Raw genomic sequence first — 12,287 nt, forward strand, 5'->3', positions numbered from 1 at the left:
TCAGACCTGGCCCGAGTGACGCAACCAGGCCGGGCGCTCGGTCGCATCCAGCCAGTTTTTCACGATCAAGCCCAGTTCGGTGTCGCCCTCTACGCGCAACCGTCGTTGAAAGAACAGCGTATCGGCGTCGCACGTACCGCGCATCATCGCGATGAAATCGCCCAGACTGGCGCTCAGTTCAAGATCGGCCTCGCGCTTCCATAGCGGCCTGAAACGTCCCTGGCGGCAGGTGAAGCAACTGCGCAGGCCCAGATCATCGATTTTGATGGCAAAGCGCTTGCCCTCAATTTCGGTCGGCGGCTGCAGCCACTTCATCAGGCGGGCAATTTCTAGGCCCGCGGCAAAATGCGCCGATACCAACGGAGCCGGCACCACGCGATCCATGCGTGCCATGATGGCGGTAAAACGTGTCATGAGAGAGACTCCACGTAATCGATACCGGGCCGGCCATGCCAGTATCCATTGCATCGATTGATGCCGGCTGGCGGCCGGACTTCGCCGGGCGCCTGGCCCTGCCGGATATCATCCAGTGCGCGAACCGCCGCCAGCGTGTTCTGCGAGTGCGGGCTCACCCTCAGTACGTCTACCCCCATGCCCACAAGCTCGCCGGCCCGGTCGATAAGGTCAAGGCAGGCCGCCGACTGGGTCTGAATCCCGTTGATGGCAAGAAAGGGTTGGCCTTCGCGCGTATTCACGGGCAAGCCATCGGGATATTCGATGCAGCGGAATTCGCACGCGTCCTTCTTCAGACGGAAGTGCCGCGCGGTAAAGCAGCGTGCCGAGAATGCCAGAGGCAATCTGCCCCACACCATCAGCTCGACTTGTATGCCGCGCGGACGTTCCTGCAACAGGCGCTGCATGTCATCGCGACCCATCTCGACGGGCGCCACCATGCGTATGGCGCCTTGCGCGGCCAGCCAGGCCAGCGTATCGCCGTGATACACATTCAGATGCGGTCCGGCCACAAAATGCCGTCCGTTCACATGACGCAAGGCGCCCACCTCGCCGACCTCGATCAGGAAGTCATCATGTTCGCACCAGCGCCGAAGCGCGTTTGCATCGGCGCTGGTCTCGATAAGCGTCTGGGTCGACAGGACGACGCTCTTGCCGGCATCACGCAAGGCACATGCAAGCTCCAGCCAGTCGGCCGCGCGTAGTTCGTGGCGTCTGCTGCACACCGTTTCGCCCAGATAGATGATATCCACCGGGCTGTCGAGCATGGTGGCGTAAAAATCCAATACAGTGCGGCGGGGCCAGTAATAGAGCAGCGGCCCCAGGGAAATCTGGTATGGCATGAGCATTATTTCCAGGGGCGGTCGAAGGCGCCCTGTGTAACTTGAGACCCTTCGGCGTGGCTAGCCAACGTGGACAGCCATTCGGGCTTGACGGAATATCGAGCCACGTCGGCGTGCACGGCGTCCAGCGCAGCGCGCAACGTCGCAACCACTTGCTGCACGTAGGCGGGGCTGCGCTGCCGGCCCTCGATCTTGATAGCCGCCACCCCCATGTTGTAGATGGCCGGCAGCAGCCCCAGCGCGTTGAGACTGGCTGGCTCTTCGATTGCGTAATCGGCCTGGCCTTCAACCTCGAAGCGCCCCTTGCACAGTGTCGGGTAGGCTGCGTGTTCGCCTTGCGCGTAGCGGTCGATCAGGATGCCATTAAGGCGGGCGTCCAGGCCGCTTTCGGTTTCGTACCAGCGCACGGCATGCGCGGGCGAGCACACGCCCTTGTTGTTGGGAGAATCGCCCGTGGCGTATGACGAAAGCAGGCAACGGCCTTCGGCCATGACGCACAGGCTGCCGAATCCGAAGACCTCGATTTCCACCGAGGTCTGCGCGCATATCTTGCCTATTTCGGCCATCGTGAGCACGCGCGGCAACACCACGCGGCTGATGCCGAACTGCTCGCGCATCAGTTCTATGGCGTCGACATGAGTAGCCGAGCCTTGCACGGACATATGCAGGCGCAGGTCGGGATAGCGATCGCGTGTGTACGCCATGAGGCCTGGGTCGGCCATGATGACGGCGTCGGCCTGCAAGGCGTGCGCCGCATCGACCGCGGCCCGCCATTCGTGGGCGCGCCCCGCCTGCGGGAAGGTATTGATGGCGAAAAGCACCTTCTGCCCCATGGAATGGGCCAGGTCGATGCCTGCGCGAACGTCGGTTTCGGTGAAGTTCAGGCCGGCGAAGTTGCGTGCGTTGGTGGCGTTCTTCAGCCCCAGGTAAACCGCATTTGCGCCAGCTTTGAGCGCCGCTTTCAAGGCAGCCAGGCTGCCTGCGGGCGCGACCAGTTCTAGATTGGAGGTACGCGTTTGCATGCGGCAGTGTAGGAGTCAGTCCTACACTGCCGCATTGTCAGAGATCAAACGTGCCGGCCCGCGAACCGACGCCCGCGCGCTTGCACTTAATACCCCCGGTCGCGCGCCACCACGCCGGTAAGCGGCTCGCCGCGCATGAAGCGCCCGATCTTGTCGGCGACCTGCGCAATAGTTTCGCGCCGGAGGCTGAGCGCGGCCACATGCGGGGTGATGGTCACGCGTGGGTGGCTCCAGAACGGATGATCCGAAGGCAACGGTTCCTGGCGGAATACATCCAGCGTGGCGCCCTGCATCCGGCCGTTTTCCAGCAGGGCCAGCAAGTCTTCTTCGACCAGGTGCTCGCCGCGGCCCATGTTGATAAGGCAGGCGTTGGGCTGCAATTGCTCCAGCGTGTCGCGACGCAGGATATTGCGCGTGTCGTCGGTCAGGGGCAACGTATTGATCAGTACGCGGGTTCGAGCCAGGAAAGCCGGCAATTGCGCCGTGCCGGCAAAACCCTGTACCCCCGGCGGAACGGCGCCACTGCGCGACCAGCCCGCAACGGGATAATCCAGTGACGCAAGGGTCTGGGCCACGCGAGTGCCCATGACGCCGGTGCCCAGCACGCCTATGGGCCATTGAGCGCGGTCGAGTTCGGGCAAGGGATTCCATAGACCCTGGCCTTGCTGGCGGACATAGTCGTCAAACTGCCGGCTGGCCCTTACCACGGCCCAAACGGCGTATTCGGCCATTTGTACCGCCATTCCGGCGTCTTCGAGCCTGACAATGGGCAGATCGGCCGGCAAAGTGGGCAGTTTGAACAAGGCGTCGACCCCTGCTCCCAGATTGAATACTGCCCGCAGCTTGCGCTCGCGCTCGAACAACGCCGCCGGAGGGCCCCAGACGACGGCAATTTCGGCATCCTGCGCCGGCAGGTCCGGCTGCCACATCACGACCCGGGAGCCCGGCAATGCTGCTTCCAGCGGGTCTATCCAATCGGCGGGCGAGATTTCATGGGTAGAAGCGAAGACAATTTTCATGGTCGCGGGAGACGTCAGAGTGAAAGAACCGGCAGCGCCGCAGTTCGGCCGGCGCCCCGCATGTATCTGATGATGATATAACAAGCGCATTGGCGGCCGGCGCATCGCCGGGCCCCTTCTCCAGGCCTGACAACCATGACAACACTGAACGACACTCAGTTGCGCGACGTGCGCTTCCAATTGCATCCGTATACCAATGCCGTCGTGCATCAACGCACCGGGCCGGTCGTGATCGACCGGGGTGAAGGCATTTATGTATATGACGACCAGGGCCGCCAGTATCTGGAAGCCATGGCCGGGCTATGGAGCGTGGCGGTGGGCTTCGGCGAGCAGCGGCTGGTCGACGCCGCGACCCGCCAGATGCAGAAATTGCCGTACTACCATACCTTCACCCACAAATCGCATACGCCCGCCATCGAGCTCGCCGAGCGCCTGATCGGTTACACCGATGGACGCATGGCCAAGGCTTTCTTCACCAACTCCGGGTCCGAAGCCAACGACACCGTGATCAAGCTGGTGTGGTATTACAACAATGCCCTGGGCCGCCCCGACAAGAAGAAGATCATCGCGCGCCAGCGCGGCTATCACGGCGTCACCGTGGCATCCGCGAGCCTGACGGGGCTTGCGGGCAACCATAACGGTTTTGACCTTCCATTGCCCCGCATGCTGCATACCGACTGCCCGCACCATTATCGCAATGCGCTGCCTGGCGAATCGGAAGAAGACTACGCCACCCGGCTCGCGGCGCAGCTGGAAGCCCTGATCACGCGCGAAGGTCCGGACACGATCGCTGCCTTCATCGGCGAGCCCGTGATGGGCGCCGGCGGCGTCATCGTTCCTCCGCGTACCTATTGGCCGAAGATCCAGGCCGTGTGCCGCAAGTACGACATCCTGGTGGTGGCCGACGAGGTCATCACCGGCTTCGGCCGCCTGGGGCAGCGGTTCGGGTCCGATGTGCTGGGAATCGAGCCGGACATCATGGTGCTGTCCAAGCAGATCACATCGTCATATCAGCCGCTGGGCGCGGTGCTGCTCAATGCGAAGGTCGCAGACGCCGTGACGTCGCATAGCGGGCGGCTGGGTACATTCGGCCATGGTTACACCGCCAGCGGCCACCCGGTGGCCACCGCCGTGGCGCTCGAAAACCTGAACATCATCGACGAGCGGGGGCTTATCGAGCATGCCGCCGAAGTGGGAGAACTCATGCAGCAGGAGTTGCGCGCGTTGGCCGGCCACCCGCTGGTGGGCGAAGTGCGCGGCCTGGGCCTGATCGCGGGCGTCGAACTGGTGGCCGACAAGGCCAGCCGGCGCCCATTCGACCCGCTGGGCAAGGCCGGCGCTTATGCCTACGAACGGGCCCATGCGCACGGCCTGATCGTGCGCGGCATCCAGGACACCGTGGCATTCTGCCCGCCGCTGATCATCCAGGCCACGCAGGTGCGCGACATGGTGCAACGCTTTGTGGCCACCTTGGACGACACCAGCGCGTTTGTGGGCGCCTGATCGGCGCCCGCGCCTAGCGCCGCCGCGAGCCAAGCAGCGAACCGAGCATGCCCCGTACCAACTGGCGCGCCAGGGTGCGGGCGGTGCTCTTGACCACGGACTGCACGACGCCATCGCGGCGGCCTCCACGCGGCCCCGTGGACCCGAACAACACATCGCTAAGGCCATCCATCAGACCGCCCGACTCTTGCCGAGCCTGCGCGTCAGGAACCTTGGCGGAAGCGCCATCACCGGCCGTCGCAGGCGCCTCGGCCGCAGCCCTTGTTGTCAGTACCTCATAGGCCGATTCACGATCGATGGTCTGCGCATACTTCGCCGCCATGGTCGGATCCTGCCGCAACGCCTGGCGCTCTGCGTCGGTGGCAGGGCCGATACGGCTTCCCGGCGGCATGACCCATGCGCGTTCGGTAGGCGCGGGCCTGCCCTTTTCGTCGAGCAGTGACACCAATGCTTCGCCCACCCCGAGTTCGGTGATGGCGGCCTCGATGTCCAGGCCCGGATTCGGGCGCATGGTCTGTGCGGCCGTCTTCACCGCTTTCTGGTCACGGGGGGTAAACGCGCGCAGCGCATGCTGGATCCGGTTGCCCAGTTGACCGAGCACCGCGTCAGGAATATCCAGAGGGTTCTGGGTGACAAAATACACACCCACGCCCTTGGAGCGCACCAGCCGCACTACCTGTTCGATCTTGTCCAGCAGGGCCTTGGGCGCATCGTCGAACAGCAGATGCGCCTCATCGAAAAAGAACACCAGTTTGGGCTGCTCGCGATCGCCGACTTCGGGAAGCTTTTCGTACAGGTCGGCCAGAAGCCACAACAAGAAGACGCCGTACAGGCGCGGCGACTGCATCAGCTTGTCAGCGGCCAGTATGCTGACAATGCCCCGCCCTTGCGCATCGGTGCGCATCAGGTCGTGTACATCGAGCATGGGTTCGCCGAAAAACCGGTCCGCGCCCTGGGATTCCAGCCTGAGCAGGCTGCGCTGGATCGCGCCCACCGATGCCGAGGACACGTTGCCGTACTGCGTTTTCAGTTCGGCGGCACGGTCGGCGACGTTCTGCAGCATGGCGCGCAGGTCTTTCAAGTCAAGCAGCAGCTGGCCCTCGTCATCAGCCACGCGGAACACCAGTGTCAAGACGCCTTCCTGGGTGTCGTTGAGCTCGAGCATGCGGGCAAGCAGCAGCGGCCCCATGTCGGAAACGGTAGCGCGAACCGGCACGCCCTGTTCGCCAAATACATCCCACAGCACCGCCGGGCTGGCCCCCCATACGGGTTCGGGCACCCCTATCGTTTTCAGGCGTTCCTGCAGCTTGGGCGATGATGCGCCCGCCTGGGATATCCCGGTAAGGTCGCCCTTGATGTCGGCCATGAATACCGGGGTGCCTATGCGGGAAAAGGCTTCGGCCAGCACCTGTAACGTAACCGTCTTGCCTGTCCCGGTGGCGCCGGTGATGCAGCCGTGGCGGTTGGCCAGCGCCGGCAGCAGGGTAAGCTTGGCCTGGGCGTTCTGTGCAACGACAATGGGATCTGGCATGGCTCGCTCTCCGGGGCGCAAAAATAGTGGCACAAGTGTATTGCGTGCGGCGCATGTTGTGTGCGGCCCCTCGTTGCCCGGCCCGAGTACCCGCAAGCACGGTAAAATGCCTGTTTTGCGTACATCACCTTCTGGAACATTATGGCGGGACACAGTAAGTGGGCCAACATCCAGCACCGCAAGGGGCGCCAGGACGCCAAGCGGGGCAAGCTCTGGACCAAGATCATCCGTGAGATCACCGTCGCGGCGCGGGCAGGCGGCTCCGACCCCGACAGCAATCCGCGGCTGCGCGTGGCCTGGGACAAGGCCACCGACGCCAATATGCCCAAAGACAACATCCAGCGGGCCATCCAGCGCGGGATCGGCGGCGCCGATGGCGCCAATTATGAAGAAGTCCGCTACGAAGGCTATGGCGTAGGCGGTGCGGCGGTCATCGTCGACTGCATGACCGACAATCGCACCCGCACGGTGGCCGAAGTCCGGCACGCCTTTTCCAAGAATGGCGGCAACCTCGGACAGGAAGGCTCGGTAGCCTTCATGTTCAAGCATTGCGGCCAGTTCGTATTCGCGCCGGGCACGGCCGAAGACGCCGTCATGGAAGCCGCCCTCGAAGCGGGCGCCGAGGATATCGCCACCGACGATGAAGGCGTCATCGAGGTCATCTGTGCGCCCGCCGACTATGCGGCGGTACGCAAAGCTTTCGAGACGGCCGGACTCAAGGCCGAGGTCGAAGGCATCGTCATGAAGCCCTTGAACGAAACCGAGCTCACCGGCGACGACGCGGCCAAGATGCAAAAGCTGCTCGACGCCCTGGAAAGCCTGGACGACGTCCAGGAGGTCTATACCAACGTCGTGTTCGACGAAGCACAATAAACCCGCACCGCGGCGAACCCGCCGCGACGGTCCCGCCAGGCGTGCCGTGCCGCGACGCCATGGCTACTTTATGAAGCATCAACCACACATGAAACTCCTGGTAATCGGCTCCGGCGGCCGCGAACATGCCCTGGCCTGGCGCCTGGCCCGCTCCCCTCGCGTTCACAAGGTATATGTGGCGCCGGGCAACGGCGGAACCGAACATGGCGACCTGCTGCAGAACGTGGCGCTTACCGGCCCGGAAGAACTCGCCGATTTCGTCCAGCGCGAAGGCGTTTCGCTTACCGTGGTGGGCCCCGAAGCTCCTCTGGCGGCTGGCGTTGTCGATGTGTTTCGCGCCCGCGGGCTGAAGATATTCGGGCCTACCAAGGCAGCCGCCCAGCTCGAAGCGTCCAAAGACTATGCCAAGGCTTTCATGGTGCGTCACGGCATCCCCACGGCCCGCTATGAAACTTTCACGGATCCGGCCCTGGCGCACGCTTACATCGACCAACAGGGCGCGCCCATCGTCATCAAGGCCGACGGTCTGGCCGCCGGCAAGGGCGTCGTGGTGGCGGCCGACCTCGAAGAGGCCCACGCGGCTGTCGACGCCATGCTCGGCGACGGCAGCCTGGGCCAGGCCGGCGCGCGCGTCGTCATCGAAGAATGCCTGGTGGGCGAAGAAGCCAGCTTCATCGTCATGGTCGACGGGCGTAACGTACTGGCGCTGGCCACCAGCCAGGACCACAAACGTCTGCGCGATGGCGATGCCGGCCCCAACACGGGCGGCATGGGCGCGTACTCGCCCGCGCCCATCATCACACCCGAACTGCACCATCGCATCATGCGGGAGATCATCCTGCCCACCGTACAGGGCATGGCTCGCGACGGTATTCCTTATACGGGTTTCCTGTACGCCGGACTGATGATCGCGCCCGGCGACGATCCAGACCGTTCCATCAAGACACTCGAGTTCAACTGCCGCATGGGCGATCCGGAAACGCAGCCCATCATGATGCGGGTCAAGAGCGATCTGCTCGACGCGCTGGAGCACGCCGTCGACGGCACACTGGACCAGGCCGACATCATCTGGGATCGCCGTACGGCGCTCGGTGTGGTACTTGCGGCGCACAACTATCCCGGCACTCCGCGAACCGGTGACGTCATTGCCCCCCTGCCCGCCGAAACCGAGGACTGCGTGGTTTTCCATGCCGGCACGCGCGCCGAAGGCGATCAACTGCTTACTTCAGGCGGCCGCGTGCTGTGCGTCACGGCCCTGGGCGACTCGGTGCGCATGGCGCGCGAGCGCGCATATGCCATGGTCGACTCCGTACAGTTCGCCGGACGCCAGTACCGCGCCGACATAGGCTGGCGCGCCCTGCGTCCCTCGCAGCAGAAATCCAAGCCGCAAGCCTGAGGCCTTTTCTGCCATGAACGCCGTTCCCATTTCCGACGTCCGCGCCTACCTCACCGGCCTGCAGGCACGCATCGTCCAGGCCCTGGAAGACGCCGGCCAAGAAACGTTTCGTACCGACTCATGGCAGCGGCCCGAAGGCGGAGGCGGCGTATCGCGCCTGATCGAGGGCGGCCAATTGTTCGAGCGGGCCGGCGTACTGTTCAGCCATGTGCACGGCAGCCAACTGCCTCCGTCGGCAAGCGCACACCGGCCCGAGCTTGCGGGCCGGTCGTGGCAGGCCATGGGCGTGTCGCTGGTATTGCATCCGCGCAACCCCTACGTGCCCATTACGCACATGAATGTGCGCATGTTCCTGGCGGCGGCGCGTGCGGGCCACGATGAGGCGGACGTATTCTGGTTCGGCGGCGGCCTCGATCTCACGCCGTGCTACCCCTTCGAAGAAGATGCCCGCCATTTTCACCAGGTTTGCCAGGCCGCGCTCGCGCCGCACGGCGCCGATTACTACCCCCGTTACAAGCGCTGGTGCGATGAATACTTCTACCTGAAGCATCGACAGGAAATGCGGGGCATAGGCGGCATCTTTTTCGATGACCTGAACGAACCCGGCTTTGACGCCTCGTTCGCGCTGCTGCGTTCGGTGGGCGACGCTTTCCTGCCCGCCTATCTGCCTGTCGTCCAGCGCCGCCGCGACATGCCCTATGCCGACCCGCAGCGCCAATTCCAGGCATACCGTCGCGGCCGCTATGTCGAGTTCAACCTGGTATTCGACCGCGGCACCCATTTTGGCCTGCAATCCGGCGGCCGCACCGAATCCATTCTTTTGTCGATGCCGCCCTGCGCGCACTGGCGTTACGACTGGAAGCCCGAATCCGGCACGCCCGAAGCGGCATTGGCCGATTTCCTCCAACCCCGGGACTGGGTGTGAAGCGCGTCGGCCTGCTCGGCGGCAGCTTCGACCCGGTGCACCAGGCGCACCTGGCGCTGGCCCGCGCGGCACTGAGCGAGCTTGAGCTGGACCAGGTCCAGTTCATCCCGGCCGGCAATCCCTGGCAGCGTGCGCCACTGCGTGCGGCGGGCTCCCATCGACGGCGCATGATCGAACTGGCCATCGCCGGCGATCCCCGGCTTGCCGTGAATCCAATCGAGCTGGAACGGGACGGCCCCACCTACACCATCGATACCCTGAAGGCGCTGCCCCAGGACGCCAAGTACGTATGGTTGCTCGGCGCCGACCAATTGGCCAATTTCTGCACATGGCGGCAGTGGAAGGAGATCGTCCGGTACGTAGACCTGGCCGTGGCCAGCCGTCCGGGCACATCGCTTGCCGCACCGGCCGAACTGCAGGCCTGGCTGCACGATCTGGGCAGGCCACTTCTGCAACTGCCGTTTACTCCCTTGGCCATATCGGCATCCGACATCCGCCGGCGCCTGGCCGGCGGCGACTCTACGGCGGGGCTGCTTCCCCCCGCGGTTGCCGACTACATCGCCGACCAGGGCCTGTACCAGTAGCCGCCCTCCTCGGCCCATTCCGCATGTGCGGAAAGGTTATATTTGCGAACATGGATATTCAGAAACTTCAGCGCGCCGTCATCGATGCCCTCGAGGATGTCAAAGCACAGGACATCAAGGTCTTCAACACGACGCATCTCACCAGCCTGTTCGATCGGGTCGTGATCGCCAGCGCCACCTCCAATCGGCAAACCCGCGCCCTGGCCTCCAGTGTGGCCGACCGTGGCCGGGCCCTGCGACTGTCGGGCATTACGGTCGAAGGCGAAGATACGGGCGAATGGGTGGTCGTGGACCTGGGCGACATCGTGGTCCACATCATGCAGCCTGCCATCCGCCAGTATTACAACCTGGAAGAAATCTGGGGTGACAAACCCGTGCGCGTCAAACTCTTGCCCGGCTCGGGCGGCGCGCCCGCGGCGGGCACTTGGGTCAGCGACACCGAATCCTGACCCCGCGTGAAGCTCATTATCATCGCCGTTGGCAATCGCATGCCCGCCTGGGTAGAAACCGCGTGGGACGACTATGCCAAGCGCCTACCCCCGGATTGCGCGCTGGAACTGCGTGAAATCCGGCCCGAGCCACGCACCACCGGCAAGACGCCGGCGCAAATGATGGCCGCCGAAGCGCGCCGCATCGAAACGGCCATACCAGGCGCGGCGTTACGGGTGGCGCTGGATGAGCGCGGACGGGACCTGACCACGATGGCGCTATCGCGCCAACTGGAACAGTGGCGCGCCGGCGGTCGCGATGTCGTATTCCTGGTAGGCGGCCCAGATGGCCTGGACGAAAACCTGAAACGCGGCTGCGACCTCCAGATCCGCCTGTCGTCGCTCACATTACCGCACCCCATGGTGCGCGTGGTGCTTGGCGAACAGCTCTATCGCGCCTGGGCAATATTGACCAACCATCCCTACCACCGTGCCTGAAACGTGATGGTACAAGCCACCAGCCCCGCCCTGGCGCTTCCCCGTATTTACCTGGCATCCGCCAGCCCGCGCCGCCACGAATTGCTTACCCAGATAGGTCTTGCACACACGGTGCTGAAAGTCCCGGCTCCCCCAGGAGAGGACGAGCCGCAGCACCCGGGTGAGCCTGCCGAGATCTACGTGCAGCGCACCGCCCGCGACAAGGCGCAACGCGCTGAACAATGGATCGTCGCACAGGATCTGCCGGCCTTGCCGGTACTCGCGGCAGACACCACCGTGGTGTTGCGTGGCGAAGTCCTGGGCAAACCCGCCAACCGGGAACATGCCATACAGATGCTGAGCCGCCTGTCCGGCAGCACGCATCACGTGCATACAGCACTCGCGCTTTGTCACCAGGGCAAGCTCTACGAAGCCGTATCCGTGTCGGAAGTTCGCATGCGGCAGTTGGATGACCCGGAAATCGCCCGTTATTGCGACAGCGGCGAACCTTATGGAAAGGCAGGCGCGTACGGCATACAAGGCCTCGCCGGCACATTCATCGAGCACCTGTCGGGCAGCTATACGGGCGTAATGGGGCTGCCCGTGCACGAAACAGCACTATTGCTGCGCCACGTCGGCATCCGGGTGCCCTGATCCTCAGGCGCCCGCCATTACTTCGAAGCACGCCTGCGCCACCTTGTGCGGATCGACTTTCTGTATATCGGACGATCCGTCCGATGGGCAGACATGCCTGGAATATGGACGGTCCCAGAACCACTCCGGATTGGCGTCGTTGAATACTCCCACATAGGGCACGCAGACACCCTGGCCGATATGGGAAGGCCCACAATCGTTCGCCACCACCAGGCGCGCGCGCAGCATAAGCGCCGTCAACTCCGGAAACGAGCACCCCGACACCAGCTCGAAATCGGGCCGATTCAGCGCCTGCAGAGCCGCCCGTTCAGCGGATTCAGCCGGGCCCAAAACAAACGCAAAACGGGTATGGGGCCCAAGGCGCGCTTTCAACAGATCCACCAAGGCCACGAAATTCCGGATTCCCCACCGCTTGAAATTGCCGTCGCCGCCACCCGTGACCTGCTCCCCGTGGTTAGTACGAAATCGATGTAGAGTCCGTTCACAAAGGAACGGCAATGAAGAAACGATTTACGGAAGAACAGATCATCGGGGTGCTGAAGGAGGCCGAGGCAGGGGCCAAGGTGGCCGAACTGTGCCG

The 12,287-nt window shown here is 63.9% G+C and carries 15 protein-coding genes; 9 read left to right on the forward strand and 6 right to left on the reverse strand.

Annotated elements, in window-relative coordinates; all coding sequences use genetic code 11:
* The 4 genes from ubiT to CAL18_RS09170 all read right to left on the reverse strand — a co-directional run bounded on the left by ubiT (position 1) and on the right by CAL18_RS09170 (position 3,336).
* Positions 1-414 carry a ubiquinone anaerobic biosynthesis accessory factor UbiT gene (ubiT, locus tag CAL18_RS09155; protein WP_094817706.1) on the reverse strand — a complete coding sequence of 138 codons (414 nt, stop codon included), beginning with the start codon at positions 412-414 and terminating at the stop codon, positions 1-3.
* Positions 411-1,295, reverse strand: coding sequence for a U32 family peptidase (locus tag CAL18_RS09160; RefSeq protein ID WP_094796770.1), 885 nt, complete (start codon positions 1,293-1,295; stop codon positions 411-413). Before CAL18_RS09160 ends, ubiT begins: the two co-directional genes overlap by 4 nt.
* Positions 1,296-1,300: 5 nt before the next feature.
* Positions 1,301-2,317: a ubiquinone anaerobic biosynthesis protein UbiU gene (ubiU, locus tag CAL18_RS09165; RefSeq protein ID WP_026641248.1), complete on the reverse strand. Its 1,017-nt coding sequence runs from the start codon at positions 2,315-2,317 to the stop codon at positions 1,301-1,303.
* A gap of 86 nt (positions 2,318-2,403) precedes the next feature.
* Positions 2,404-3,336: a 2-hydroxyacid dehydrogenase gene (locus tag CAL18_RS09170; RefSeq protein WP_026641249.1), complete on the reverse strand. Its 933-nt coding sequence runs from the start codon at positions 3,334-3,336 to the stop codon at positions 2,404-2,406.
* Between the two features lie 135 nt (positions 3,337-3,471).
* Between CAL18_RS09170 and CAL18_RS09175 the strand changes: the two genes are divergently transcribed.
* Positions 3,472-4,839: an aspartate aminotransferase family protein gene (locus CAL18_RS09175; protein WP_094796737.1), complete on the forward strand. Its 1,368-nt coding sequence runs from the start codon at positions 3,472-3,474 to the stop codon at positions 4,837-4,839.
* 13 nt (positions 4,840-4,852) lie between these two features.
* On the opposite strand, the gene CAL18_RS09180 is transcribed toward CAL18_RS09175, so the two are convergent.
* Positions 4,853-6,370 (reverse strand): helicase HerA-like C-terminal domain-containing protein, encoded by a 1,518-nt coding sequence (locus CAL18_RS09180; RefSeq protein WP_094796738.1) that lies wholly within the window; start codon positions 6,368-6,370, stop codon positions 4,853-4,855.
* A 141-nt stretch (positions 6,371-6,511) separates the two neighbouring features.
* Here CAL18_RS09180 and CAL18_RS09185 point away from each other — a divergent pair, with 141 nt between their 5' ends.
* The 7 genes from CAL18_RS09185 (at position 6,512) to CAL18_RS09215 (ending at position 11,707) form a co-directional block, all read left to right on the forward strand.
* The gene (locus tag CAL18_RS09185) at positions 6,512-7,243 is read left to right on the forward strand and encodes a YebC/PmpR family DNA-binding transcriptional regulator (protein WP_026641252.1); all 732 of its coding nucleotides are present in this window, start codon (positions 6,512-6,514) and stop codon (positions 7,241-7,243) included.
* Positions 7,244-7,331: 88 nt separating this feature from the next.
* Positions 7,332-8,639: a phosphoribosylamine--glycine ligase gene (gene purD, locus CAL18_RS09190; RefSeq protein WP_026641253.1), complete on the forward strand. Its 1,308-nt coding sequence runs from the start codon at positions 7,332-7,334 to the stop codon at positions 8,637-8,639.
* A gap of 13 nt (positions 8,640-8,652) precedes the next feature.
* Complete coding sequence (gene hemF, locus CAL18_RS09195; RefSeq protein WP_026641254.1) at positions 8,653-9,564, forward strand: oxygen-dependent coproporphyrinogen oxidase; 912 nt, start codon at positions 8,653-8,655, stop codon at positions 9,562-9,564.
* Entirely contained in the window at positions 9,561-10,148 is a 588-nt protein-coding gene (gene nadD / locus CAL18_RS09200) for a nicotinate (nicotinamide) nucleotide adenylyltransferase (protein ID WP_026641255.1), read from the forward strand. Before hemF ends, nadD begins: the two co-directional genes overlap by 4 nt.
* Before the next feature lie 50 nt (positions 10,149-10,198).
* Entirely contained in the window at positions 10,199-10,597 is a 399-nt protein-coding gene (gene rsfS / locus CAL18_RS09205) for a ribosome silencing factor (RefSeq protein ID WP_026641256.1), read from the forward strand.
* Between the two features lie 6 nt (positions 10,598-10,603).
* Positions 10,604-11,074 carry a 23S rRNA (pseudouridine(1915)-N(3))-methyltransferase RlmH gene (rlmH, locus tag CAL18_RS09210; RefSeq protein ID WP_026641257.1) on the forward strand — a complete coding sequence of 157 codons (471 nt, stop codon included), beginning with the start codon at positions 10,604-10,606 and terminating at the stop codon, positions 11,072-11,074.
* A gap of 6 nt (positions 11,075-11,080) precedes the next feature.
* The gene (locus CAL18_RS09215; RefSeq protein ID WP_094817707.1) at positions 11,081-11,707 is read left to right on the forward strand and encodes a Maf family protein; all 627 of its coding nucleotides are present in this window, start codon (positions 11,081-11,083) and stop codon (positions 11,705-11,707) included.
* 3 nt (positions 11,708-11,710) lie between these two features.
* Here CAL18_RS09215 and CAL18_RS09220 read toward each other — a convergent pair whose 3' ends face one another.
* Positions 11,711-12,205, reverse strand: coding sequence for a glycosyltransferase family 9 protein (locus tag CAL18_RS09220; RefSeq protein ID WP_283163498.1), 495 nt, complete (start codon positions 12,203-12,205; stop codon positions 11,711-11,713).
* Between CAL18_RS09220 and CAL18_RS19585 the strand changes: the two genes are divergently transcribed.
* Positions 12,205-12,287, forward strand: an 83-nt coding sequence (locus CAL18_RS19585; protein ID WP_141214351.1) for a transposase, incomplete at its 3' end; no start/stop codon positions are given. The two genes, CAL18_RS09220 and CAL18_RS19585, sit on opposite strands and share 1 nt — an antisense overlap.

It is taken from the genome of Bordetella genomosp. 7, assembly GCF_002261415.1.
Classification (GTDB): domain Bacteria; phylum Pseudomonadota; class Gammaproteobacteria; order Burkholderiales; family Burkholderiaceae_B; genus Bordetella_A.